At 72.5% G+C, this 24,683-nt stretch carries 21 protein-coding genes and 1 tRNA gene; 13 read left to right on the top strand and 9 right to left on the bottom strand.

Features of this window, described 5'->3' with window-relative positions; translation table 11 throughout:
* Both CHR28_RS20845 and iolC read right to left on the bottom strand, forming a co-directional pair.
* A complete protein-coding gene (locus CHR28_RS20845; protein ID WP_094055182.1) occupies positions 1 to 879 on the bottom strand; it encodes a Cgl0159 family (beta/alpha)8-fold protein in 879 nt (292 codons plus the stop codon).
* A 110-nt stretch (positions 880 to 989) separates the two neighbouring features.
* Positions 990 to 1,967: a 5-dehydro-2-deoxygluconokinase gene (gene iolC, locus CHR28_RS20840; protein WP_094055181.1), complete on the bottom strand. Its 978-nt coding sequence runs from the start codon at positions 1,965 to 1,967 to the stop codon at positions 990 to 992.
* 322 nt (positions 1,968 to 2,289) lie between these two features.
* Between iolC and CHR28_RS20835 the strand changes: the two genes are divergently transcribed.
* Genes CHR28_RS20835 through CHR28_RS20815 form a run of 5 tightly spaced genes read left to right on the top strand, consistent with a single transcriptional unit; the run spans position 2,290 to position 7,244 of the window.
* A complete protein-coding gene (locus CHR28_RS20835; RefSeq protein WP_094055180.1) occupies positions 2,290 to 3,309 on the top strand; it encodes a sugar ABC transporter substrate-binding protein in 1,020 nt (339 codons plus the stop codon).
* Entirely contained in the window at positions 3,309 to 4,385 is a 1,077-nt protein-coding gene (locus CHR28_RS20830; RefSeq protein ID WP_094055179.1) for an ABC transporter permease, read from the top strand. The genes CHR28_RS20835 and CHR28_RS20830 overlap by 1 nt, the downstream gene beginning before the upstream one ends.
* A gap of 5 nt (positions 4,386 to 4,390) precedes the next feature.
* Positions 4,391 to 5,302: an ATP-binding cassette domain-containing protein gene (locus tag CHR28_RS20825; RefSeq protein WP_094055178.1), complete on the top strand. Its 912-nt coding sequence runs from the start codon at positions 4,391 to 4,393 to the stop codon at positions 5,300 to 5,302.
* Position 5,303: 1 nt separating this feature from the next.
* On the top strand, positions 5,304 to 6,206 hold the full coding sequence (locus tag CHR28_RS20820; protein ID WP_094055177.1) for a sugar phosphate isomerase/epimerase family protein: 903 nt from the start codon (positions 5,304 to 5,306) through the stop codon (positions 6,204 to 6,206).
* Positions 6,207 to 6,224: 18 nt separating this feature from the next.
* Entirely contained in the window at positions 6,225 to 7,244 is a 1,020-nt protein-coding gene (locus CHR28_RS20815; RefSeq protein ID WP_094055176.1) for a Gfo/Idh/MocA family protein, read from the top strand.
* A gap of 47 nt (positions 7,245 to 7,291) precedes the next feature.
* Here the strand turns inward: CHR28_RS20815 and CHR28_RS20810 are convergent, their stop codons facing one another.
* Genes CHR28_RS20810 through CHR28_RS20795 form a run of 4 tightly spaced genes read right to left on the bottom strand, consistent with a single transcriptional unit; the run spans position 7,292 to position 11,298 of the window.
* Complete coding sequence (locus CHR28_RS20810; RefSeq protein ID WP_094055175.1) at positions 7,292 to 8,308, bottom strand: Gfo/Idh/MocA family protein; 1,017 nt, start codon at positions 8,306 to 8,308, stop codon at positions 7,292 to 7,294.
* Positions 8,305 to 9,309 (bottom strand): Gfo/Idh/MocA family protein, encoded by a 1,005-nt coding sequence (locus tag CHR28_RS20805; RefSeq protein ID WP_094055174.1) that lies wholly within the window; start codon positions 9,307 to 9,309, stop codon positions 8,305 to 8,307. The genes CHR28_RS20810 and CHR28_RS20805 overlap by 4 nt, the downstream gene beginning before the upstream one ends.
* A gap of 46 nt (positions 9,310 to 9,355) precedes the next feature.
* Positions 9,356 to 10,132 (bottom strand): SDR family oxidoreductase, encoded by a 777-nt coding sequence (locus CHR28_RS20800; protein WP_094055173.1) that lies wholly within the window; start codon positions 10,130 to 10,132, stop codon positions 9,356 to 9,358.
* A gap of 8 nt (positions 10,133 to 10,140) precedes the next feature.
* Entirely contained in the window at positions 10,141 to 11,298 is a 1,158-nt protein-coding gene (locus tag CHR28_RS20795; protein ID WP_094055172.1) for a phytanoyl-CoA dioxygenase family protein, read from the bottom strand.
* A 109-nt stretch (positions 11,299 to 11,407) separates the two neighbouring features.
* On the opposite strand from CHR28_RS20795, the gene CHR28_RS20790 reads away from it, so the two are divergent.
* Positions 11,408 to 12,439 carry a LacI family DNA-binding transcriptional regulator gene (locus CHR28_RS20790; RefSeq protein ID WP_094055171.1) on the top strand — a complete coding sequence of 344 codons (1,032 nt, stop codon included), beginning with the start codon at positions 11,408 to 11,410 and terminating at the stop codon, positions 12,437 to 12,439.
* Between the two features lie 63 nt (positions 12,440 to 12,502).
* On the top strand, positions 12,503 to 13,114 hold the full coding sequence (locus CHR28_RS20785; protein ID WP_094055170.1) for a TMEM175 family protein: 612 nt from the start codon (positions 12,503 to 12,505) through the stop codon (positions 13,112 to 13,114).
* 9 nt (positions 13,115 to 13,123) lie between these two features.
* Here CHR28_RS20785 and CHR28_RS20780 read toward each other — a convergent pair whose 3' ends face one another.
* Positions 13,124 to 14,287 carry a Gfo/Idh/MocA family protein gene (locus CHR28_RS20780; RefSeq protein ID WP_094055169.1) on the bottom strand — a complete coding sequence of 388 codons (1,164 nt, stop codon included), beginning with the start codon at positions 14,285 to 14,287 and terminating at the stop codon, positions 13,124 to 13,126.
* Between the two features lie 111 nt (positions 14,288 to 14,398).
* Here CHR28_RS20780 and CHR28_RS20775 point away from each other — a divergent pair, with 111 nt between their 5' ends.
* The 5 genes from CHR28_RS20775 to CHR28_RS20755 all read left to right on the top strand — a co-directional run bounded on the left by CHR28_RS20775 (position 14,399) and on the right by CHR28_RS20755 (position 20,086).
* Positions 14,399 to 15,415 (top strand): LacI family DNA-binding transcriptional regulator, encoded by a 1,017-nt coding sequence (locus CHR28_RS20775; protein ID WP_094055168.1) that lies wholly within the window; start codon positions 14,399 to 14,401, stop codon positions 15,413 to 15,415.
* A 260-nt stretch (positions 15,416 to 15,675) separates the two neighbouring features.
* Positions 15,676 to 18,300, top strand: coding sequence for a hypothetical protein (locus CHR28_RS20770; RefSeq protein ID WP_179272503.1), 2,625 nt, complete (start codon positions 15,676 to 15,678; stop codon positions 18,298 to 18,300).
* A gap of 11 nt (positions 18,301 to 18,311) precedes the next feature.
* Positions 18,312 to 19,259 carry a M28 family metallopeptidase gene (locus CHR28_RS20765; RefSeq protein ID WP_094055167.1) on the top strand — a complete coding sequence of 316 codons (948 nt, stop codon included), beginning with the start codon at positions 18,312 to 18,314 and terminating at the stop codon, positions 19,257 to 19,259.
* Positions 19,260 to 19,647: 388 nt separating this feature from the next.
* A complete protein-coding gene (locus tag CHR28_RS20760; RefSeq protein WP_094055166.1) occupies positions 19,648 to 19,968 on the top strand; it encodes a hypothetical protein in 321 nt (106 codons plus the stop codon).
* A 44-nt stretch (positions 19,969 to 20,012) separates the two neighbouring features.
* Positions 20,013 to 20,086: transfer RNA gene (locus CHR28_RS20755), tRNA-Pro, on the top strand.
* A 283-nt stretch (positions 20,087 to 20,369) separates the two neighbouring features.
* Here the strand turns inward: CHR28_RS20755 and CHR28_RS20745 are convergent.
* Positions 20,370 to 21,077: a DsbA family oxidoreductase gene (locus CHR28_RS20745; protein WP_094055164.1), complete on the bottom strand. Its 708-nt coding sequence runs from the start codon at positions 21,075 to 21,077 to the stop codon at positions 20,370 to 20,372.
* 355 nt (positions 21,078 to 21,432) lie between these two features.
* Between CHR28_RS20745 and CHR28_RS20740 the strand changes: the two genes are divergently transcribed.
* A complete protein-coding gene (locus CHR28_RS20740) occupies positions 21,433 to 22,647 on the top strand; it encodes an IS701 family transposase (protein ID WP_441351039.1) in 1,215 nt (404 codons plus the stop codon).
* Here CHR28_RS20740 and CHR28_RS20735 read toward each other — a convergent pair.
* A complete protein-coding gene (locus tag CHR28_RS20735; protein ID WP_094055162.1) occupies positions 22,635 to 24,602 on the bottom strand; it encodes a helix-turn-helix domain-containing protein in 1,968 nt (655 codons plus the stop codon). The genes CHR28_RS20740 and CHR28_RS20735 overlap by 13 nt on opposite strands.
* Positions 24,603 to 24,683 lie beyond the last annotated feature (81 nt).

Genomic DNA, 24,683 nt, shown 5'->3' with positions numbered 1-24,683 from the left:
TCACAACAGGCCGACGGCCGTGTCCACCGCTTGCTCCACGCTGCCCTGGGCCGGGTAGAGCAGCGACCGTCCGACGACCATGCCCTGGACGGTGGGCAGGCGCAGGGCCTTGCGCCAGCGTTCGTAGGCGCCCTCCTGGTCGTCGCCGACCTCGCCGCCGAGCAGGACGACGGGCAGCGTGGAGGTCTCCAGGACCTCGGCCATGTCGTCGGGGTCGTCGGTGACGGGGAGCTTCAGCCAGGTGTAGGCGGAGGTGCCGCCCAGGCCCGAGGCGATGGCGATCGACTTGGTGACGGCCTCGGCGGACAGGTCGTTGCGCACCCTGCCGTCGACCCGGCGGGACAGGAACGGCTCGACGAACAGCGGCAGCCGCAGGGCCGCCATCGCGTCGATCGCCCGCGCGGTGGACTCCAGCGTGGTCAGCGAGCCCGGGTCGTCGTAGTCGATGCGGACCAGCAGCTTGCCCGCGTCGAAGCGGAGCCGGGCGAGGTCCTCGGCGCGGTGGCCGGTGAAGCGGTCGTCCATCTCGAAGGCGGCCCCGGCGAGGCCGCCGCGGTTCATCGAGCCCATGACGACCTTGTTCTCCAGCACGCCGAGCAGGAGCAGGTCCTCCAGGATGTCGGCGGTGGCGAGCACCCCGTCGACACCGGGCCGTGACAGCGCGGTGCACAGGCGCTCCAGCAGATCGGCGCGGTTGGCCATGGCCAGGCGCCGGTCGCCGACTCCCAGGGCGCCGCGCGCCGGGTGGTCGGCGGCCACGATCATCAGCCGGCCGCTGTCGCCGATCAGCGGGCGGCGCGCCCGGCGGGCGGCCGCCTCGGCGACGGCCTCGGGGTGCCGGGCTCGCACCGTGGGGAGGTCGGGGATGCCGATGTTCAAGGAAGGCTCCGTTTCAGTGGCTCGTGCTCGGCGACGGCGTCTGTGGCTTGTGCTGAGCGACGGCATCTGTGGCTCGTGCGCGCATCTGTGGCTCGTGCGCAGCGACGGCGTCAGTGGCTCGGGCTCGGCGACGGCACCCCGGCGAGCAGGTCCTCGACCTCGGACCCGGTGGGCATCGCCGAGGAGCAGGCGAGGCGGGAGGCGACGAGCGCCCCGGCGGCGTTGGCGTGGCGCATGGTCCGCTCCAGGTCCCAGCCGGCGAGCAGGCCGTGGCAGAGCGAGCCGCCGAAGGCGTCGCCCGCCCCGAGGCCGTTGACCACGTCGACCGGCACCGGCGGCACCTCGGCCCGGGTGCCGTCCCGGTGCACGGCCAGCACGCCCTTGGGGCCCTGCTTGACGACGGCCAGCTCCACGCCCGCCTCCAGCAGGGCGTCCGCGCAGGCCTGCGGCTCGCGCACGCCGGTGGCGATCTCGCACTCGTCGAGGTTGCCGACCGCGACCGTGGCGTGGCGCAGGGCCTCGCGGTAGTACGGGCGGGCCTGCTCGGGGTCGCGCCAGAACATGGGGCGCCAGTCCAGGTCGAAGACGGTGATGCCGGCCCTGCCGCGGGCCTTGAGGGCGGCGAGCGTCGCGGAACGGCTCGGCTCCTCGCTCAGGCCGGTGCCGGTGATCCAGAAGATCCGGGCCCCGCGGATGGCGAAGAAGTCCAGCTCGTCGGTGTGGATCTCCAGGTCGGGCGCCTTGGGGCGCCGGTAGAAGTACAGCGGGAAGTCGTCCGGCGGGAAGATCTCGCAGAAGGTGACGGGCGTCGGGTGGGCGGCGACCGGGGTGACCCAGCGGTCGTCGACGCCGAAGCCCTTCAGTTCCTGGTGCAGGTAGGTGCCGAAGGGGTCGTCGCCGGTGCGTGTGATCACCGCCGTACGGCGTCCGAGCCGGGCGGCGGCGACCGCCACGTTGGCCGCCGAACCTCCCAGGAACTTCCTGAAAGTCTCCACGTCGGCCAGCGGGACGCCCTTCTGCAGGGGATACAGGTCGACTCCGATGCGGCCCATCGTGATCACATCGAAATACTGTGCCGGCCCGGCCATGCGTGACCTCCTGAGGATGCTGGGGATGCGGGCCCCGGGACGCCCTGACACGGTGGGGGCGTGGCGGAACGGGACCTGCCGCCTCCCAGGTGTAGGTCCCGGAGGGCTGCGCTGTCAACACTTTGTACTTACATTCGGACCTGCTTGTGAAATGATGTCTTAACAAAGTATTGACAGCGGGCGCGGCAGGGACTTGTATCCCGTGCCATCGCAACAGTCGGTTTGCGGCATCATGATCCGGACTCCGTAAGGCTCCGGGACCACGGATCCCTTCGTGATCCCTTCCTTTCCCCCGCAGTAGCACAGTGAGGTGCCAGGAAAGATGGACCGCTCTTCTCACCCCCGCTCTCGCAGGTTCGCGCCCGTCGTAGCCGTCGCCGCGGCAGCGGCCCTGACCCTCGCCGGCTGCTCCAGCAGTTCCGGGGGCAAGAAGTCCGAGGAAGGCGGCGCGAACGCCTCGGCCGGCAAGGCCGACACGCCGCGCATGACCGTCGCCCTGGTCACCCACCAGGCGCCCGGTGACACCTTCTGGGACACCGTCCGCAAGGGCGCCGAGGCCGCGGCCGCCAAGGACAACATCAAGCTCATCTACTCCGCCGACCCGAACGCGGGCAACCAGGCCAACCTGGTCCAGAACGCGATCGACCAGAAGGTCGACGGCATCGCGGTCACCCTCGCCAAGCCGGACGCGCTCAAGGGCGTCGTCGGCAAGGCGGAGAAGGCCGGCATACCCGTCGTCGGTCTCAACTCCGGCCTGAGCGACTGGAAGGACCTCAACCTGCTGGAGTTCTTCGGCCAGGACGAGTCCGTCGCGGGCGAGGCCTTCGGCAAGAAGCTGAACGAGGTCGGCGCCAAGAAGGTCCTCTGCGTCATGCAGGAGCAGGGCAACGTCGGTCTGACCCAGCGCTGCGACGGCGTGGCCAAGACCTTCGAGGGCAAGGTCGACCCGCAGAACGTCAACGGCACCGACATGCCGTCCGTGAAGTCGACGATCACCGCCAAGCTCAAGCAGGACCCGTCGATCGACTACGTCGTCACCCTCGGCGCCCCCTTCGCGCTGACCGCGGTGCAGTCGGTCTCCGACGCCGGCAGCAAGGCGAAGGTCGCCACCTTCGACCTCAACAAGGACCTCATCAAGGCCATCAAGAACGACTCCATCCAGTTCGCCGTCGACCAGCAGCCCTACCTCCAGGGCTACCTGGCCGTCGACGGCCTGTGGCTCTACAAGAACAACGGCAACTACAGCGGCGGCGGCGAGCAGCCCGTGCTGACCGGCCCGGCCTTCGTCGACAAGTCCAACGTCGACCGGATCGGGGAGTTCGCCGCGAAGGGCACCCGGTGATGAGCATGACCCAGCAGGCCACGCCGGCGGTGGGCACACCGCCGGCCCCCGGCCCCAAGCAGTCCGACGGCCGGACCCGGCAGCGGCCGCTGGCGCTGCGGCTGCTCGCCCGGCCCGAGGTGGGCGTCTTCCTCGGCGCCGTCGCCGTGCTCGTGTTCTTCCTGTTCGCCGCGCCGCCGGTGCGCGACGGAAGCTCGATGGCGAACATCCTGTACCAGTCGTCGACCATCGGGATCATGGCGCTGCCCGTGGCCCTGCTGATGATCGGCGGCGAGTTCGACCTGTCGGCCGGTGTCGCCGTGATCACCTCGGCGCTGACCGCGTCGATGCTCAGCTACCAGCTGACCATGAACGTCTGGGTCGGCGTGATCGTCGCCCTGCTGGTGTCGCTGGCCATCGGCGCCTTCAACGGCTGGCTGCTGGTGAAGACCGGACTGCCGAGCTTCCTGGTCACCCTGGGCACCTTCCTGATCCTCCAGGGCGTGAACCTGGCGATCACCAAGCTGGTCACGGGCAACGTCGCCACCGACGACATCAGCGACATGGACGGCTTCGCCCAGGCGCAGAAGATCTTCGCCTCGTCCTTCGAGGTCGGCGGCGTCAACGTCAAGATCACCGTCGTGTGGTGGCTGGTCTTCGCGGCGCTGGCGACCTGGGTGCTGCTGCGCACCAAGTACGGCAACTGGATCTTCGCGGTCGGCGGCAACAAGGACTCGGCGCGCGCCGTCGGTGTCCCGGTGACCTTCACCAAGATCTCCCTGTTCATGCTGGTCGGCTTCGGCGCCTGGTTCGTCGGCATGCACCAGCTGTTCTCCTTCAACACCGTGCAGTCCGGCGAGGGCGTGGGCCAGGAGCTCATCTACATCGCCGCGGCCGTCATCGGCGGCTGCCTGCTCACCGGTGGCTACGGCTCCGCGATCGGCCCGGTCTTCGGCGCCTTCATGTTCGGCATGGTGCAGCAGGGCATCGTCTACGCCGGCTGGAACCCCGACTGGTTCAAGGCCTTCCTCGGCGTGATGCTCCTCGGCGCCGTCCTCATCAATCTGTGGGTCCAGCGCACGGCGACCCGGAGGTGACCGCGATGACCAGCAACGAAACCGGCACCCACGGTGCCGTCCTGAAGGACACCCCGCCCGCGGGGGAGCGCCCCCTCGTCGAACTGCGCGGCGCCGGCAAGTCCTACGGCAACATCCGCGCCCTGCACGGCGTCGACCTGGAGGTCCACCCCGGCAAGGTCACCTGCGTCCTGGGCGACAACGGCGCCGGCAAGTCCACCCTCATCAAGATCGTCTCCGGGCTGCACCAGCACACCGAGGGCGAGTTCCTCGTCGACGGCGAGCCGGTGCGCTTCTCCACCCCGCGCGAGGCCCTCGACAAGGGCATCGCCACCGTCTACCAGGACCTCGCGGTCGTCCCGCTGATGCCGGTGTGGCGCAACTTCTTCCTCGGCTCCGAGATGACCAAGGGCCCCTGGCCCGTGCGCCGTCTCGACATCGAGAGGATGAAGCGGACCGCCGACGAGGAACTGCGCAACATGGGCATCGTCCTGGACGACCTGGAGCAGCCCATCGGCACGCTCTCCGGCGGCCAGCGACAGTGCGTCGCCATCGCCCGCGCCGTCTACTTCGGCGCCCGCGTCCTCATCCTGGACGAGCCGACCGCCGCCCTCGGCGTCAAGCAGTCCGGTGTGGTGCTGAAGTACATCGCCGCCGCCCGCGAGAAGGGCCTCGGCGTCATCTTCATCACCCACAACCCGCACCACGCCTACATGGTCGGCGACCACTTCAGCGTGCTGCGCCTCGGCACCATGGAGCTGTCCGCCTCGCGCAGTGACGTCTCCCTCGAAGAGCTGACCAACCACATGGCCGGCGGCGCCGAACTGGCCTCCCTCAAGCACGAGTTGGCGCAGGTCCGCGGCGTCGACGTCGAAGAGCTCCCCGAGGAGGGGGACCTCACCGCTCCCGTAGCCACGTCCTCGGAAGGAAAGTCCTGACATGGCCCTCGCGCTCGACCGCATCCGGGTCGGCTCCGCCCCCGACTCCTGGGGCGTCTGGTTCCCCGACGACCCGCAGCAGGTGCCCTGGGAACGCTTCCTCGACGAGGTCGCCGAGGCCGGCTACTCCTGGATAGAACTCGGCCCCTACGGCTACCTGCCCACCGACCCGGCCCGGCTCACCGACGAGGTGACCCGGCGGAACCTGAAGGTCTCCGCCGGCACGATCTTCTGCGGACTGCACCGCGGCCCCTCCGAGTGGGACTCCACCTGGGAGCAGGTCAGCCGGGTCGCCGCCCTCACGCAGGCCATGGACGCCAGGCACCTGGTGGTCATCCCGTCCTTCTGGCGGGACGACAAGACCGCGGAGATCCTGGAGGCGCCGGAGCTCACCACCGAGCAGTGGCGCAACCTCACCACGGGCATGGAGCGCCTCGGGCGCGAGGTGAAGGACACCTACGGCCTGGACATCGTCGTCCACCCGCACGCCGACACCCACATCGACACCGACGAGCACGTCGAGCGGTTCCTCGACTCGACCGACTCCAAGCATGTCAACCTCTGCCTGGACACCGGGCACTACGCCTACTGCGGCGGCGACAGCGTCAAGCTCATCGAGACCTACGGCGAGCGCATCGGCTATCTGCACCTCAAGCAGGTCGACCCGGAGATCCTCGCCGACGTCGTCAAGAACGAGGTCCCGTTCGGCCCGGCCGTCGCGCGCGGTGTGATGTGCGAACCGCCCGCCGGCGTCCCCGAGCTGGGCCCGGTCCTGGCGGCCGCCCAGAAGCTCGGCGTGGACCTGTTCGCCATCGTCGAGCAGGACATGTACCCCTGCGAGCCGGACAAGCCGCTGCCGATCGCGGTCCGCACCCGCAAGTTCCTGAGGTCCTGCGGCGCCTGACGACCCGAAAGGACGGCCATGACGGAGCGCGCCCCCCTGGGAGTCGCGGTCATCGGTACCGGACGGATGGGCGCCGACCATGTGCGCCGCATCCATGAAGTCACCAGCGGAGCCCGGGTGGTGGCCGTCGCGGACGTCGACGCGGAGCGCGCGAAGGCCGTCGCCGCCCGCGTCGACGGCTGCACCGCCCACACCGACCCGGCCGCCGCGCTGGCGGCCGACGGCGTCGACGCCGTCCTGATCGCCTCCCCGGGCCCGGCCCACGAGGCCACCCTGCTCGCCGCCTTCGAGCGCGATCTGCCCGTGCTGTGCGAGAAGCCGCTCACCCCCGACGCGGCCTCCGCCCTGCGGGTCCTCGAAGCCGAACTGCGCCTCGGCCACCGCCGCGTCCAGGTCGGCTTCATGCGCCGCTACGACCCCGAGTACGCCAGGCTGAAAGCCCTGCTGACGACCGGTCAGCTGGGCCGCCCGCTGATGCTGCACAACCGGCACCGCAACGTCGCCAGCCCGCCCTTCTTCACCAGCTCCATGCTCGTCACCGACTCCGTTGCCCACGAGGCCGACGCGACGCGCTGGCTGCTGGGCCACGAGATCACGGCGGTCACGGTGCTGCGCCCGACCCCCTCCGCCAGCGCCCCGGACGGGCTGCAGGACCCGCAGTTCGTCGTCTTCGAGACCGACGGCGGCGCCCTCAGCGACGTCGAGATCTTCGTCAACTGCGGCTTCGGCTACCAGGTCCAGGCCGAGCTGGTCTGCGAACGCGGCACCGCCCGCATCGGCGACGGCCACGCCCTGGTCACCCACATGGCCGGCCGCTGGGGCGGCACCATCGCCCAGGACTGGACGGAGCGCTTCGAGACGGCCTACGACCGCGAGGTCCAGGCCTGGGTCGACGCCACCCGCCGCGGCGTGGTCACCGGCCCGAGCGCCTGGGACGGCTACGCCGCGGCGGCGGTGTGCGAGGCCGGGGTGCGGGCCCTGGAGGACGGCGGCCGCATCGAGGTCGAACTGGCCGCGAAACCCGCCCTGTACGCGTGAGAGGGGCCCGGGGACGACCCCCGGGCCCCTTTACACGCGGGTGCGCCTCAGACCCGTGTACGCGGCCGGGGCTCGAACCCGGCCCGCCGGTAGCAGGCGTCGATCAGCTCCATCGTCGTCACCGCGTCGTCCGCGTCCAGCGGCAGGGACGCCCCGTCGCGCACCCGGGCGGCGAACGCCTCCAGCTGGTACGTGTACGACGAGCGGGTGCCCAGGTGCTCGGTGCGCTCGCCCTCGGCCGTGCGGACCACGACACGGTCGTCCAGCTGCGGCAGGACGAAATTGGCTGCCGTCGCCTCGCCCCGGGAGCCGACGATCCGGATGCTCATGTCCAGCCCCTCGTACGCCATGTGGCAGCGGGCGGAGCCGGTCGCGCCGCCGGGGAACTCCAGGCCGGCGTCCAGCCACTCGTCGACACCGGGGGCGTCCGCGCGTTCCCCGGCCCGGGACGACGTCAGGCGGGGCGCGCCGCCCGCCCAGGGGGCGAGCATGCGCAGGGCGTGCAGGCTGTAGCAGCCGAGGTCCATCAGGGCGCCCCCGGCCAGCGGCAGCGACCAGCGCGGGTCGCTCCGCGGCGGCGCGGCGATCGCGACCATGGCCTCGGCGTGCCGCAGTTCGCCGAGCTCGCCCGAGGCCAGCAGCTCGTGCAGCCGGCGGGTGACGGGGTGGAAGAGGTAGTGGAAGGCCTCCATGAAGACCGTCCCGGCCCGTCCGGCGGCCGCCCGCACCTCCGCCGCCTCCTCGGCGTTGCTCGCCGACGGCTTCTCCGACAGCACGTGCTTGCCCGCCGCGAGGGCGGCGAGGTTCCACGGGCCGTGCAGGCCGTTGGCGAGCGGGTTGTAGACGACGTCGATCTCCGGATCGGCGACCAGCTCGGCGTAGGAGGACACGACCCGCTCCACGCCGTGCGCGGCGGCGAACGCCTCGGCCCTGCCGCGGTCGCGGGCGGCCACCGCCACCAGGCGGTGGCCGGTCGCCCGGGCCGGGGCGATCAGGGAACGCTCGGTGATCCGCGCGGCTCCCAGCACTCCGATGCGCAGCGGCTCCCGGCCCCGGCCGCTCATGCCTGCCGCACCTCGGCGATGGTCACGGGGCGGTGCTCGTACAGCGACAGGGTGCACGCGTCGGCGATCCAGCCCGCCTCCAGCGCGTCCTCGATCGTGCAGGGGGAGGGGCGGGTGCCGGCCACGACCTCGGTGAACGCGGTGAGTTCGGCGCGGTAGGCCGCGGTGAAGCGGTCCATGAAGAAGTCGTGCGGGGTGCCCGCCGGGAAGGTCACGCCCGGCTCGACCGAGCGCAGCGGCAGCTTGTCCTCCAGGCCGACGGCGATGGAGTCCCGGAAGCCGTGGATCTCCATGCGGACGTCGTACCCCCGGGCGTTGTGGCGGGAGTTGGAGACCACCGCGAGGGTGCCGTCGTCCAGGGTGAGGATCGCGCCGGTGGTGTCGGCGTCGCCGGCCTCCTTGATGTAGTCGGCGCCGCGGTTGCCGCCCACGGCGTAGACCTCGGTCACCTCGCGCCCGGTCACCCAGCGGATGATGTCGAAGTCGTGCACCGAGCAGTCGCGGAAGATGCCACCGGAGGCGGCGATGTACGCGGCGGGCGGCGGCGCCGGGTCCAGCGTGGTCGAGCGGACCGTGTGCAGCGTGCCGAGCTCGCCGCTGCGCACGGCGGCACGGGCGTTGACGAAACCGGTGTCGAAGCGGCGGTTGTAGCCGATCTGGATCGGCACGTCCGTGCCCTGGACGGCCCTGAGCACCTCGACGCCCTCGGCCATGGTCCGGGCGACGGGCTTCTCGCAGAAGACCGGGATCCCGGCCTCGACGCCGGCCAGGATCAGCGCGGGGTGGGCGTCCGTGGCGGCGGCGACGACGATCCCGTCGACGCCGGCGGCCAGCAGCGCCTCCGGCGAGTCCACGACCTCGGCACCGAACCGTTCGGCGGCGGCCTTGGCGGCTTCGGCGAACGGGTCGGTGACGACGAGGGAGTCGACCGCGTCGAGGCCGGAGAGGGTCTCGGCGTGGAAGGCGCCGATGCGGCCGAGGCCGAGGATTCCGATACGCATGGGGTGTTGCTCCTGGAGAGAAGGGGAGGGTGGGTCGAGGGAGGTCTCAGTCGAGTCCGCCGAGCACGTTCTGGTCCCAGTCGATCACCGACCCGGTGACCACACCGGAGCGGTCCGACAGCAGGAAGACCACGAAGTCGGCGATCTCGTCCGGCTGGCCCAGCTTGCCCATGGGCAGTTTCGCGGCGGCTTCCTCGCGCCAGTCGTCCCCGGCCCCGTGGAAGGTCTTCTGCGTGGCGTCCTCGCCCTCGGTCGCCGTCCAGCCGATGTTGAGGCCGTTGATGCGCACCCGGTCCCAGCGGTGGGCGTGCGCGGCGTTGCGCGTCAGGCCGATCAGCCCGGCCTTGGCGGCGACGTACGGCGCCAGGAAGGGCTGCCCGCCGTGCGCCGACGACGTGATGATGTTGACGATCGTGCCGGGTGCCTCGCGTGCCACCATGTCCGCGACCGCCGCCTGCATCGCGAAGAACGGCGCCTTGAGATTGATCGCGATGTGCTGGTCGAACAGCTCCGGCGTGGTGTCGAGCAGCGTGCCCCGGGACGTCAGCCCGGCCGAGTTCACCAGGCAGTCGACCCGGCCGTACGCGTCGACCACCTGAGCCACGGCCGCCTTCGCCTGCCCGGCGTCGGCGAGGTCGGCGCGGACGAACATCGCCTTGGCCCCGGCGGCCGTCACCTCCGCCACCAGCGCCTCGCCCGGCTCCGGACGCCGCCCGGTGACGGCCACGACCGCTCCCTCACGGGCCGCGGCCCGCGCGATCGCCGCGCCCACCCCCTGGCTGCCGCCGTTGACCAGGACGACCTTGTCGTCGAGAAGTCCCATGGAGTTCCTCAGCTCTCTCGTCGTTCGGCGGCGGCCCGCAGCCGGTCCCGCAACGTCTGCGGCGTCCACTCCTCGCGCAGCGCCCGCCGCAGCAGATCCGCCTGGGAGGGCGGGGCCAGGCCGTCGACCGGCGGGTCGCTGTCCAGGTTGGTCGGGAAGGGGTAGCCCTCCGCGCTCGCCGCGATCACGTGGTCGAGCCACGCCTGGTCCGCGCCCTCGGCCTTGCGCTTCAGCAGGACGGGATACACGGCGTTCGCCACGGCCTGCCGGTCCACCGTCTCCATCGCGCGCCCGAAGGCCGACGACACCTGCAGCAGGTTGGCCATGCGGCGGATGTCCGCCGAGCGGTTGGTGCCGGCCGCGTGGAACAGCGCCGGGTTGAAGAACACCGCGTCGCCCTTGGCCAGCGGCAGCTGCACGTACCGCTCCTCGAAGTACGCCCGGAACTGAGGGAGCCGCCAGGCGAGGTAGCCCGGCTCGTACTTCTGCGAGTGCGGCAGGTACATCGTCGGCCCCGACTCCACGGGCATGTCGCAGTGCGCGACCGCGCCCTGGAGGGTGAGCACCGGGGAGAGGCGGTGCACGTGGGCGGGATAGGCGGCGGCGACGTCGTTCGGCAGGAAGCCCAGGTGGTAGTCGCGGTGCACGGTCTGTGCAGCGCCGCCCGGGTTGACCACGTTGAGCTGGGAGGTGACCTGGTAGCCCGGGCCCAGCCAGGCCGTGGAGACCAGGGCGAGGACGTCGTTGGCGTAGTAGTCGGCGAACGCCTCGGCGTCGTAGAGGGCCGCCTTCTCCAGGGCGTTCCACACCCGGTCGTTGGCGCCCGGCTTGGCGAAGTGGTCGCCGGCCGTGGTGCCCGAGGCGCGCTGTTCGGCGATGAGCCCCTCGAACATCGCGGTGGCCCGGTCCACGACCTCCGGGTCGGGGAAGGCACCGCGGAAGACGACGATGCCCGGGCCGTCGGCGAGGGCCCGCACCAGCTCGGCCTGGACCACGCGGTCGCCTTCGAGCAGGGCGCAGTCGTAGACCGGCACGTTCCGCTCGACGGCGGAGGCATGCGGATAGTCGGCGGGGTCGGTGGCCTGTTCGACCAGCGCGCGGAACGCGTCGAGGTCGCAGTCCTGCTCGGACAGCCAGGCGCGGCGGTGTACGGAAGTGAAGGACATCGTCGTCCCTTCGGGAGTCATGGAGCGACGCAGCCCTGTCATTCTTGTCAGTACAAACACCTCGAACAACCAGCAGCGAGCCATCAAAAACCCCTCAAGGAGCCGGCGCATGGGCCACCCCTTCCCGATCCGGGAGATCGCACGTCAGGCGGGTCTGAGCGAGGCCACCGTCGACCGGGTCCTGAACGGCAGGGGAGGCGTGCGGGAGAGCACCGCACGGGAGGTGCACCAGGCCATCGCCGACCTGGACCGGCAGCGCACGCAGGTCCGGCTCGTCGGCCGGACGTTCATGGTGGACCTGGTGATGCAGGCGCCCGAGCGCTTCACCACCGCCATCCGGGCCGCCCTGGAGGCCGAGCTGCCGGCACTGCACCCGGCCGTGCTGCGCTCCCGTTTCCACTTCCGCGAGACCGGCCCGGTCGGTGAGCTGGTGCGGACCCTGGACCGCATCGCCCGGCGCGGCTCGCAGGGCGTGATCCTCAAGGCGCCGGACGTCCCCGAGGTCACCGCCGCGGTCGGCCGGCTGGCGGTCGCCGGCATCCCGGTGGTGACCCTGGTGACCGACCTGCCGTCCAGCGCCCGCCTCGCCTACGTGGGCATCGACGACCGGGCGGCGGGGGCGACGGCCGCGTACCTCATGGGCCAGTGGCTGGGGCAGCGGCCGGGCAACATCCTCACCAGTCTCAGCAGCGGCTTCTTCCGCAACGAGGAGGAGCGCGAGATGGGCTTCCGCAGCGCCATGCGCGCCCGGCACCCGGAGCGCACCCTGGTCGAGATCGCCGAGGGGCAGGGCCTGGACGCCACCCAGTACGACCTGGTGCGGGCCGCCCTGGAACGCGACCCGGACATCCGCGCCGTCTACTCCATCGGCGGCGGCAACATCGCCACGCTGCGGGCCTTCGACGACCTGGGCCGCGACTGCGCCGTGTTCGTCGCGCACGACCTGGACCACGACAACACCAGCCTGCTGCGCGCCCACCGGCTGTCGGCCGTGCTCCACCACGACCTGCGCCAGGACGTGCGCGAGGCCTGCCACACGGTGATGCGCGCCCACGGCGCCCTGCCCCCGGCGGGGCCGACCCTGCCGTCGGCGATCCAGGTGGTGACGCCGTACAACATGCCCCCGCAGGCGGCCGTGTGATCCGGGTGCGGGGCCGGGCGTGGGTCCGGGGGACGGCGCGTGCCGGCCCCTACGGTCAAGCCCATGTGGACCTCGCGCCCGGACGGCGGCCCCGAACGGCTGGTGACCCTGGTCGACGGCGTGTTCGCCATCGCCATCACGCTGCTCGTCCTCGATCTGTCCGTGGCCCGGGACCTCGACCCCGCCGCCTACCGCGCGGCCCTGCGCGAACTGCTCCCGGACCTCGGGGCCTACGCGCTGAGCGTCGCGGTGCTCGGGAGCTTCTGGCGGGACCACCGCAGGATCTTCAAGGACGTCCGGGAGGTCGACGGCCAGGTGATCGGCATCTCCGTCGCCGGTCTCGGCGTCGCGGCCCTGGTCCCGTTCCCGACGCGGCTGCTCGCCGAGTACGGGGACCAGGCCGTGTCCGTCGCCGTCTACGCGGGGGCGGTCGCCGCGCTCGGCGCCTGCCACCTGGCGGTGGCCGCCGTCCTGGCCGGGCGCCCCTGGCTGCGCCGGGAGGGGCCGAGCGAGGCGGCGAGCCGGCTCTACCTCCTCGACAGCGCCGCCGTCGTGGTGGTCTTCGTGGTCACCGTCCCGCTGGTGTTCGCGACCGGCCCCCGGATCATGTGGCTGTGGCTCGTCCTCGTCCCCGTGAAGGTCCACCTGGGCCGGCGGCTCCAGGCCGGGGGCTGACGGCCCGCGTCACCGCGGCCCGTCCGGCTCCGCCCAGGTGCCGCTGAGCGCCGACCGCGCCATCGCGTCCAGCGCGGCCGCGCTGTGCACGGCGTCCGCGAGCGTCGCCCCGTGCGGCGTGCCCTCGGCGACCGAGCGCAGGAAGCGGTACGCCTCGATGACCTTCAGGTCGTCGTACCCCATGGCGTTGGCCGCGCCCGGCTGGAACGCGGCGAACTCGCCGTGCCCCGGGCCGACGTACACCGTGCTGACCGACTGGTCCTGGTACGTCGTGCCGCGGCTGATCCCCAGCTCGTTCATGCGCCGGAAGTCCCAGAAGACCGCGCCCTTGGTGCCGTGCACCTCGAAGCCGTAGTTGTTCTGCTCCCCGACCGAGACCCGGCAGGCCTCCAGCACCCCGCGCGCCCCGGAGGCGAAGCGCAGCAGGCAGCTGACGTAGTCCTCGTTCTCGACCGGGCCGAGCTCACCTCCCGAGGCGCGGCTGTGGCCTGCCGTCGCGCCGGTGGGACGCGCCCGCTCGGGCAGGAAGACCGCCGTGTCGGCGGTGAGGGACGCGATGTCGCCGAGCAGGAACCTGGCCAGGTCGACGCCGTGCGAGGCCAGGTCGCCCAGCACGCCGCTGCCGCCGCGCTTCCGCTCGTAACGCCAGGTCAGAGCGCCCTCGGGATGGGCGGCGTAGTCGCTGAACAGCCGGACGCGCACATGCGTGACGGTGCCGAGCTCGCCGGCGGCGATCAGCTCGCGGGCCGCCTCGACGGCGGGCGCGTTGCGGTAGTTGAAGCCGACCGCGCCCTGCACGCCCGCCCGGGCCACCGCGTCCGCCACCGCGCGGGCGTCGTCGGCGGTCAGGCCGACCGGCTTCTCGATCCAGATGTGCTTGCCCGCCTCGGCCATGGCGACGCCGATCTCGCGGTGCAGGAAGTTCGGCGCGGTGATGCTGACCGCCTTCACCCGGGGATCGGCGGCCACCTCGCGCCAGTCGCGGGTCGTGGAGGCGAACCCGAACTGCGCGGCGGCCTCCTCCGCCCGGCCCGGCACCTCCTCGGCGACCGTCACCAGCTCCGGGACGAGGGGCAGCCGCGGAAAGTGGTGCCGCACCCGCGCGTACGCCTGGGTGTGCACCCGCCCCATCCAGCCGAATCCGACGACGGCGACGCCGAGCGTGTCCACCATGAGAGCCCCTCTTTGGACCGTTCCAGAACCTGTCCAGGCCACCCTGAGCGGGGTTTCCCGACGCTGTCAACCCTTTGACAAGCCCACACCCCGCATGGAACGGTCCAGGTCATGAGACCCCCGACCATCCGCGACGTCGCCGAACGGGCCGGCGTCTCCAAGTCGCTGGTCTCCCTCGTGCTGCGCGGCTCCGACCAGGTCCGCCCCGAGAAACGGGACGCCGTGCTGCGGGCCGTCCGGGAGCTGGGCTACCGGCCCAACGCCGCCGCGCGCAGCCTCAGCGAGCAGCGCACGCGCACCGTCGGCGTCCTCCTGAACGACCTGCGCAACCCCTGGTTCGTGGACCTCCTCGACGGCCTGAACTCCCTGCTGCACGCCCACGGACTGCACATGCTGCTGGCCGACGCCCGCCTGAACCGCCGCACCGGCCAGGACGCGGCCGACCCGCTGCTGGACCTGCGCGTCGACGGCCTGGTCGTGGTCGGCACCCTGCCCGACCCGGCGGGCCTCGGCGCCGTCGCCGAGCGGATGCCGGTCGTCCTGGCCGGGGCCCGCGAACCGGTGCCGCCCGGCGTCGACCAGGTCGCCGGCGACGACGAACGGGGGGCCCGGCTGGTCACCGAGCACCTCATCGGCCTCGGCCACCGCCGCATCGCCCATCTGGCCGGCTTCGGGGCCGTGGGCGAACTGCGCCGCCGCAGCTTCGAGGCGACCATGCGCGCGCACGGCCTGGCGGACGGGGCCGTCGTCGAGGCCGGCGACATGACCGAGGAGGGCGGCTACCGCGCGACGGTCCGCCTGCTGAGCCGCCCCGACCGGCCCACCGCCGTCTTCGCCGTCAACGACATCACCTGCGTGGGCGCCCTCTCCGCCGCGGAGGAACTCGGGATGCGCGTCCCGCGCGACCTCTCCCTCGCCGGCTACGACGACACGAGCCTGTCCCGGCTGCGCCACCTGTGGCTCACCACCGTCGACAACGCCGGCCACGACGTCGGCCGCCGGGCGGCCCGCTTCCTCCTCGACCGGCTGGCCCGGCCCGGGGGAGAGGGCCGGCTCCACCTGGCCGCGCCGACGCTCCGCATCCGGGGGACGACGGGGCCGCCGTCTGACACCGCGTCCGATGGTTGAGCGGGCAACAGCGGCGTATTCAACCAGGTCGATTTCCCGGGCGTGTCCGGCTTTCCCGGCTTTCCGAGGGCCGTCGCAGCATTCGCAGGTCCCGGCACCCGGCGATAGAATTTTTCTGCGAAAGCGTCAATTCCGGGGTTCTCCCGGCGGCTTGGCGGTGCCGGCTCGCCCGCTGCCGCCACACGACGGACACCCAAGGGGTGTTCGACCGCTCGCACCGAGCGCTTCTCCTTCCCTCCGCATCTGCTGGAGGAGGCATCATGAACCCGCAGCACGGAACCAGGCAGACGAACATGCCGGGCCCGGAGACCGACAAACCGCTGAGGATGGTCCCCGGCGCAGGCGAGCACACGGACGCCGACGGCGTCCTGCGGACCTTCACCGATCCCGGCGCCACCGTCGCGCGGGCGCCCACCGCACGCGAGGCCATCGCCCGCTTCCTGACGGCCCGGTCCAGCGACCTCGGCACCGGCCCTCTCGACCTGCGCGAGACCGACACCGCCGAGGGGGCCGCCACCCTGCGCGTGCGGTACCAGCAGTACCACCGCGACCTCCCGGTCCTGGGCGCCACGGTCCAGGCCGTCGCCGACGTGCAGCAGTCCGGTGTCGTCCAGGTCGACCACCGGGCGGAACTCGACGTCTCCCAGGCTCCCGACCCCGCCGCCGCACGCCCCCTGGACGACGTCACCCCGGCCGCACTCGCGCCGTTCCGGGACGGCTTCGAGGCCGCCGTCGTCATCAGGGACGAGCTCGGCTACCTGCGGGACGCGACCAGGCCACCGCTGCCGGAGGCCGACTACCCCACCGCCTCTGTCGCGTTGCTCGGCCAGGGGCGCGCGCCGGACGGCGAGCTCCACCTCGTCCACGACCTGCTCGTCGAGACCATCGGACCCTTCGAGCACTTCCGGGTCGTGGTGGACGCGGTCTCCGGCACGCTGCTGTTCCTCACCCTCGCGAGCAAGTACGTGACGGCACAGCTGCGGGTCTTCGTGCCCGACCCGGTGACCGAGTCCGGCGACGGCAGCCTGCACGGCGGGTCCGGCGTGGCCGCCCTCGACGCCCTCTGCCACGACGTCCAGGCCGAGATCGCACCCGCCGACGGGGGGAGATTCCACCTCGACGGGGACTGGTTCGCGTGCCGCGACTGGGACCCCCCGCCGTTCCCGCAGCCCGAGGAGCCCGTGCCGAGCTTCCGCTACCCGCCCTTCCCCGCCGACCGGGCCTTCCTCAGCGCGAACGCCTACTACTGGCTCGACTCCTTCGCCCGGTACCTGCGCGGCCTGGGCAACGCGACGCTCAACGCCCACATGGTCAAGGTGGAGGTCGACGCCCAGGCCTGGAACGGGCAGGACCAGAGCTCGTGGCACGGCACCCTGACCCCGCCCCGGATCCGCTTCGGCGAGGGCGGCGCCCCCGACGCGGGCGACCTCGGGGTGATCGCCCACGAGTACATGCACGGGGTGTTCGAGTTCCTCGGCGCCCAGCACGGCGGCTCCGTCTCCTACGAACACAGCCTGTGCGACGCCGTCCCGGTCATCTACCGCGACCGGTTCGACCCGCTCGGGCACCGGCGCACCGAGACGTTCCCCTTCGACAACAACCCGACCGACCAGTGGAGCACGGAGCGCCGGCTCGACCGCACCGAGCGGTTCGACGACCTCGGGTTCGACGGTTACGGCTTCAATCTGCGCAACTCGATGCTCGGCTCGGCGCTGTGGCGGTGCTACCTCGGCATGGGCGGCGACTCGCCGGACCCCGCCGTCCGCGACGCTGCCGCCGACGCGATCATCAGGACCGCCCTGGAGATGCTGCTCATCGTGCCCGACGACGACTCCCAGGAAGCCGCCCACGCGGTCAGCATGGCGGAGGGCTGCATCATGGCGGACGCCGCCCTCACCGGTGGCCTCTACGGCAAGGTCATGGACCAGGCCTTCGTCGACCAGGGGCTGTGGCCGCCACGGCCCGTGGACGTCTGGATCGGGGACAGCGACACCGACCTCGGCGCGCTCCCGAGCGGCGAGCCGTCCTGGTCGTCCCCCGACATCTGGGTCCGCCACCACGACCCCGCCGGCGGCGACGACCCGGAGCTGGGCCATGAACCGCCCGTCAACGGACAGCCGAACCACCTCTACGTCCTGGTGCACAACCGGGGCAGCCAGGCGGCCGCCGCCGGCGCGTTCCAGGTCGAGGCGTTCCGGTGCGACCCGGGCACGGGGATGATCTGGCCGACGCACTTCCGCTCCCTGGGCACACTGCTGGTCGGCCAGTCCATCCCGGCGGGCGGGGCCGTCCGGGTGGGGCCGTTCGTGTGGACGCCGCAGACCGCCGGTCAGGAGTGCCTGGTCGCCGTCGTGCACGGCGCCCCCGACCCCGCCGTCACCGCGACGCTCAACGGGCCGGTGCCGCACGGTCGGCTCGTGCGGTTCGACAACAACGTGGGACAGCGCAACGTGGCACCGCAGCAGGCGATGCCGGGCGGCAGGACCCATATGACGATCACCTTGCGCGGCGCTCCGGACGCGACGCGGGGCACCTGGCGCCTGGACGCCTCGGCCCTGCCGGACGACAGCCGGGTCTCCGTCCGCACGCCGAGCCGCCTGACCCGGGACGCCGAGCTCACCGGTCTGACGGTGACCGACGTGGATCCCGAGCGCACCACGGTGGAGATGGCCGGCGGCGGGACGGCCACGATCGACGGGTTCGCACTGGAACCCGACGACCGGGTGACGGCCGACGTCACGATCCACCTCTCCGACCGGGCGGAGCACCTGCGCAGCTACCCGTTCGTGGCCACCCAGTACCAGGACGGCGTGCACGCCGGGCGGTTGACGATCCCGGTCACGGCGGTCGGGGAACCGGACGGCCACGGCCTCCGGTCCGGCTGAAGGGGGCTGTCATGAACCACGACGTGCGTGTGAGCCTGCCCCTCGCGCCCCCCGAGAAGAGGTATCCGCCCGGCGCGGCCGAGCCCTTCGTCCCGACCGCGGGCGGGAAGGCGGCCGGAACCCTGCGGCGGGGTACCGAGTCCGCCGTCGCGTCGGTGTCCGCGGACGCGCTGCGGGACACGGTCCGGACCCTCGCGGCCTTCCCCACCCGGCACACCTTCTCGCCCTTCCTCACCCCCGCCGCCGAGGAGATCGAGCACCGCCTGAGGGCGTCGGGGTACACCGACGTGGCCCGGCACACCTGGGCCAACGCCGGGCACAGCGGCGACAACGTCGTCTGCACCAAGCCCGGCACGGACGCCGACGGCTCCGTCGTCCTCGTGTGCGCCCACTACGACAGCCGCATGGAGGACCCGCACGACGCGCAGGCCAGGGCCCCGGGCGCCGACGACAACGCCGGCGGGGTGGCCGCGGTCCTGGAGATCGCGCGGCTGCTGGAGCCGGTCGCACTCACCTCGACCCTGCGGTTCGTGGCGTTCTCCGGCGAGGAACAAGGGCTGTGGGGATCCACGGCGTACGCCGACGCGCTGCGGGCGGCGGGCGCCGGAGTCCAGCGGGTCGTGAACCTGGACATGGTGGGCAGACCACCGGCGGACGGGTCGGTGACGGTGGAACGCGACCTGGGCAACGCCGTACCGGGCAACGACACCGCCTCGGCGGCCTTCGCCGCGGTGCTGGCCCAGGCGGCCGCGGACCACACCACCCTGCCGGTCCGGCTCGGCCCCATCTACGCCAGCGACTACATGCCCTTCGAGGCCCGGGGCGATGTGACGATCGGCGCGTACGAGGGGGAGGGCAACCCGCACTACCACCGGACGACCGACACCCCCGAGACGCTCGACTACGCCTACCTGGCCGACGTCACACGAGCCACCCTGGCGACCCTCCTCACCACCTGACGCACCTGCCTCACGGACTGCTGGCCACCTCCAGCCCCACGGACTGCCGCTGCCGCACTGGGCGGTTGCCCGCCGCGGACCAGGTGACCAGCGTCTCACGGCTTCCGTGCCGGCGGGCGTGAACTCCACGGTCCTCATCGGCCCGTCCGCGATCCGCCGCGCGCGGCACCCGGCCGGGGACAGCGCGCAGCGGACACGCGTCGGCGCGCGCTGATCGTGTGCGCCGCCGTGAGGGGCGCGTGCGGACACCGGCCGGCGCATCAGCGCGCGGCCGGTGTCCCGACGCCGCGTACGCCCTGGTCAGACGCGCCTCTGGAGCTCGCTTATGGTGTGCGGCATATGCCCGGGAGCGGATGCCCGGGCGTCCTGGAGCGAAGGGGGCCACGGGGTGGACGAGGCGGGGGACCGGCGGGTCCGGCGGGCCGAGGCGGCCGGGGGTGCCGTCACGGCGCTCCTCGCCGTGGCGGCCTGCGCCGGACACGCCACCAAGGCGGAACTGCCCTGGTGGGCCGTCCTCGCGGTCGCCGTGTCGACGGCGGGGCTGGCCGGCTGGACCGGCGCGCGGATGGGCGGCCGACGCGGCCCCCGCGACGAACCCCCGCCGCCGCACGGGCACCTGCCGCCCCGCCCCGGGCCCGAGACCGCCCACCCGGAGCACCTGACCGCCCCGGGGCCCGCGCGGCTGAACCCTCCTTCCCGTATGCGGTAGGGTTGACCTGCGCGATCACGCGGTTCACCCCGCGCGAGGCGCGACGGGACGTGGCGCAGCTTGGTAGCGCACTTGACTGGGGGTCAAGGGGTCGCAGGTTCAAATCCTGTCGTCCCGACGTGCTGAGACAGCAGGTCGAGAGGCCGTACCGGCGGTTGCCGGTACGGCCTTTCCGTTACGTGCGGCCGGAGGCGCCCCTCCGCGGATTCCCGACCCCCAGCGCCACCAGCCGCCGGTCCGATCCCGATCCCGCAGCGGGCCGTCGGGTGTCCTGCCCGGGCCGCTCAGGGGTGGTCCCCTCCGCGATCCGTTCCAGATACGCGCGTACCGACACCCCCTCGGCCTCGGCCGCCGCCGCCAAACGGGCGTACGCGGCCGCCGAGATGGTCACATCCCTCGTCTCAGGCACCGCCGGGCCGCCTCTCCTCGGACAGCAGGTCGAGCAACTCCCCGGCCCATGACGGGTCGTAGCGGTCGAGGCGCGGTACGCCGCCCTCGTCGGGGGACGTCGTCCACTCCACGTGCGCGCCGGGGTTGTGGACCGCGTAGCCCCCGGGTGCGAACAGGTGGGGGCTGCCCTGGACGCCGGGGCCCTGGGCGACGCGGAACTGCTCGTAGATCTCGGCGCGGCCGGCCCCGCGCTCCAGGGCACGGGCCAAAGCCTTCTCGTCGACGTGCTCGCAGTGCGCGGCGACGTCGAGGATCTCCGAGGGGATGCTGACGCAGCGGCTCTCGACGTAGAACGCGTGCCGCAGGCCGGCGTCCAGTTCGTCGCTGCCGCGCAGGCCGCCGACGGACGGGTCCTTCGCGGCCTGGACCGCCTCCATCGCGGGCAGCATCGTCGACGGGTAGTCGTACTCCCGCCCCGCCCACAGGCGCCAGCCGAGGTCGGGCCGGTGCGCCGAGATCACCACGATCTCCGGCTCCACGATGAACTTGGGCGTGGGCTGGTGGTTGAACAGCTCCAGGGGGAACGCCCGGTGGTCGATCAGGAGGTCCTGCCCGCGCTCCCGGGCCGTGGTGCGCAGGGTGTGCAGGGCGAGCGTGGCCCAGGGGCATCCCAGATCCGACCATACGGTGACGGGTCGTGGCTCCGGGGCAGCGCTCATGGTGTCCTCCTCGGTAGCGGGACCACACCAGGGTCCCCGTCGTGTGTGCCGCGGCGCGGAATCCCATGGTGACGCGCCTGCGGCACCCGGCGCCCGCCGTCGGCGCCACTCTGTCAAGTCCCCCTGGAAAAGGCTCGGAAGAGGCCTCGGCGCACCCCGGCGGTGGTCCGGTCACAGCCCGAAGGGAACGTTCCGCATAGGGCCTCGCGGGGCGCGCGAGGCGATGGTGGCCCGACCACCGCCCCCCGTCACCAGTCCTGTGCTCCGTGTACCTGGGACCGCCACGTCCCAGCGCGCACAGTGGACGGGCAGCCCTTCGGATCGTCTTCGTCTACTCCCGATGGAGGGTCCGTTCATGAGTGTGGTCGCGCTGAGCCTTGAACAAGCGCAGAGTCCGACCATGCAAGAGCCGTCGTACGCGTCTCCGTGCCAGGTGTCACTGCCGGAGATGTGTTCACTGCTGTTCGCCTCCCTGCCCCGCAGCGACCAACGTCGCAAGGGCATGGAGTACATACGTGGTTTGCTGGAGGTGAGGGGACGCAAGTCCATACGCAACATCGCCGCGCTTGTCGGGGGACAGGCGACGGAACAGAGCCTGCACCACTTCATCAGCGACTCGAGCTGGGAGTGGGGGCCGGTGCGCCGGGCCCTGGCCCGGTACGTGGTGAGTGTGGCCCCGCCACAGGCGTGGGTGGTGCGGCCCATGGTGATTCCCAAGGCCGGGCGGCACTCCGTCGGAGTGGAGCGGCGCTTCTTCCCCGAGCACGGCCAGATGCTCAACGCCCAGCAGGCCGTGGGCGTCTGGGCGGTCGCCGAGGAGCTGAGCGTGCCGGTCAACTGGCGGCTGCAGCTCTCCCCGTCCTGGTTCGCCGAGGAGCGGCGGCGGCGTGCGTCGATACCGGACGACGCCTCGGCCGAGACGCTCGGTGAATGCGCGCTCCAGGCCTTCCTGGAGGCGGCGGCGTGGCGGCTGCCGTCCCGGCCCGTGGTGATGGACGCCCGCGCCACCGACGTCGCCTCGACCGTGCCGAGGCTCCTGGACCGGGGCATGCCGATGATGCTCCGGGTGGACGACTCGCTGCGGCTGTCGGTGACGGACCCGGCGCTCAAAGGCTTCGACGCCACCCCGCGGCCCGTGCGCCAGATCATGAGCGCGAGCCGGGGCCTGCAGCGGCCGGTGGTGTGGCCGGACGACAGCCTGGGGACCGTCAGGCGCTCCGGGCTCGTCACCGCCGTACGGGTGGCGCCCCCCGGACCTCGGGGCCGGCGGACCGGAACCGGGCCGTGTGACCTGCTCCTGCTCGGGGTGGGGAGCACCGACCGGCGCCGGCCGGGGGAGGTGTGGCTGACGGACCTGTCGTCGGTGCCGCCCGCATTCCTGATGCGGCTGCGGGGGATGGTCCGCCGCGTCGACCAGGATCTGGCCCGGGGAGCCGAGCAGGTGGGCATCCGCGACTTCGCCGGACGCTCCTACCGCGGCTGGCACCGGCACGTCACCCTCGCGTCGGCCGCGCACGCCCTGGCGGCCCTGGGCGACACGGACGACGGTGTACTCGGCTACGCGTCCTGATCGCCGGCGGCGTCCCCGGCCGGCGCCTTGCGCTCCCGCAGCACCCGGCGGATCCGGGACATGCGGAGCGCGAGCTGGATCTCCAGGGCCCGTTCGGGCCGCTGCCAGTCGGGGCCGATCAGGTCACCGATGCGTTCCAGCCGGCGGGCCACGGTGTTGGGGTGCACATGCAGCCTCTCGGCCGCGTACGTGGGACTGCCCCCGGTCTCGAAGTAGGCGTCCAGCGTGCGGACCAGCTCCGTGAGGCGCTGCTCGTCGTAGTCGAGCACGGCACCGATGGTGCTCTGAATGAACCTTTCGGCGTCCACCTGGTCCGACAACAGCAGACCCACGAACCCCATCTCGTGGGTAGAGGCCGGGGTTCCGGTGGCGCCGAGGGCGGTCATCGCGTCCAGGCAGCGTGCCGCTTCCCGGTACCCGTGGAGGACCGCACCCGGGTCCGACACGGGTCCGGCGCCGCTGACCGTGGGCGGACTGCCGGGCAGCGTCGACAGCTCGTCGTGCACCGTCCGGGCGGCGGCGCCCGGGTCGGTGCCCGGCAGCAGCAGCACGATGTCGCCCTCGTGGGTCGTCTGGAGCCCGTTCATCCGGCGCGCGCAGGACGACGCCCGGGTGACCGCATGCCCCTGCGCGTCCCCCTCGGGGCGGGCCACCACGACCACGTGCGGCTGGTCCAGGCCGATGCCCAGCCGGCGGGCGCGCCGCTCCAGCACCTCCCGGGGCCGGGGCACGCTGATCAGCAGATCCCCGAGCAGTTCGTCCCCCAACTGCCCCTCCACGACCGCGCCACCACCCTCCTGGAGGGACAGCAGGACCGCGGCGACCCGGGCCGCGTACCGCAGCAACTGCGCGGTGTCGCCGGCGAGCGCGGGACCGGCCTGGACGTACAGGGCGCCCAGATGATGACTGCCCGCCAGGACCGGCACGGACCAGATGCCGTCGTCCAGGAGGGCGGGGGAGGGATCCAGCAGGGTCCCGGCGTCCTTCGCGACGCGCGTGAACTCCTCGCGGGTGTGCTCGGACAGGTCGCCGGAGGCGGCGATCGCCGTGCCGTGCGGACCGCACAGCAGCACCGGAGCACCCAGTCTGAGCCGGCACTCCTCCACCAGCAGCTGCGCGTCACAGCCGCCGAGCACCAGGTCCAGCAGCGCCCCCTGCGCGGCGGCCAGCCCGCGCACGTCGGCCCGTTCGGACTCCGCGCGGCGCACCCGCTCGCGCAGGGCCGACATCTCCGCGACCGTCTCGTCCAGGTACACGGCCCGGTCCAGCGCCACGCCGCCGATCTCGGCGAGCATGCTCACCTGCGCTATCTCGTCGGCGGAGAAAGGGCGCACGCTGCGGTCCGCCACGTGCAGCGACCCCGCGGTGGCTGCGGCCCGGCTCAACGGCACGGCGAGAACGGCGTGCAGCCCTTCGGCGCTGATCCACTGATCGAGCTCGTCGGCGTGCCGGAAACTGTCGTCCGTCAGGTAGTCGGAGGTCCACAGCGGCGCACGGTGCGCCAGGACGGCGGCCGCCAGTCCGGCTCCCTCCGGTAATCGGAGCCGGGCGTTCAGCATCGTGACGTGCCCGTCGAGCGAGTGCAGCCGGAACCCCGCTTCGTCGTCCCCGGCGGCGGGCAGGGTGACCCAGGCGACGTCGGCGCCGAGCAGCAGCCGCGCCCGGCGCGTGATGATCTTGAGGGTGTCCTCGACCGTGTGCGGACTCGCCAGATCGGAGGCGGTGTCGACGAGCGTGGTGAGGGCGGCGCTCCACTGCTGACGGCGCTCCAGCCGGGCCTGGATGGCCAGGGCCAGCCGCTTGATCTGTTCCACCCGGCGCAGGTCGGCGCCGCTCACGCCCTGCCGGCGGGCCTCCTCGACCACCGCCTCGAAGCGGTTCGCCGGCCCTTCACCCGCCAGGAGGTCCAGCAAGGCCAAAACGGCCGCTATGGATGCGTCCTTCTTCTGCGACACGAGGCCCTCCGGTGTCTCGTTCCCCAACCGCCGGCAGTGACGGTGCACGACGGCCGAGTCGCACGGACCACGGCCCGCCGG

The organism is Streptomyces sp. XY006, assembly GCF_002237655.1.
GTDB lineage: Bacteria > Actinomycetota > Actinomycetes > Streptomycetales > Streptomycetaceae > Streptomyces > Streptomyces levis.
This window is presented reverse-complemented; position numbering and strand designations above follow the sequence as displayed.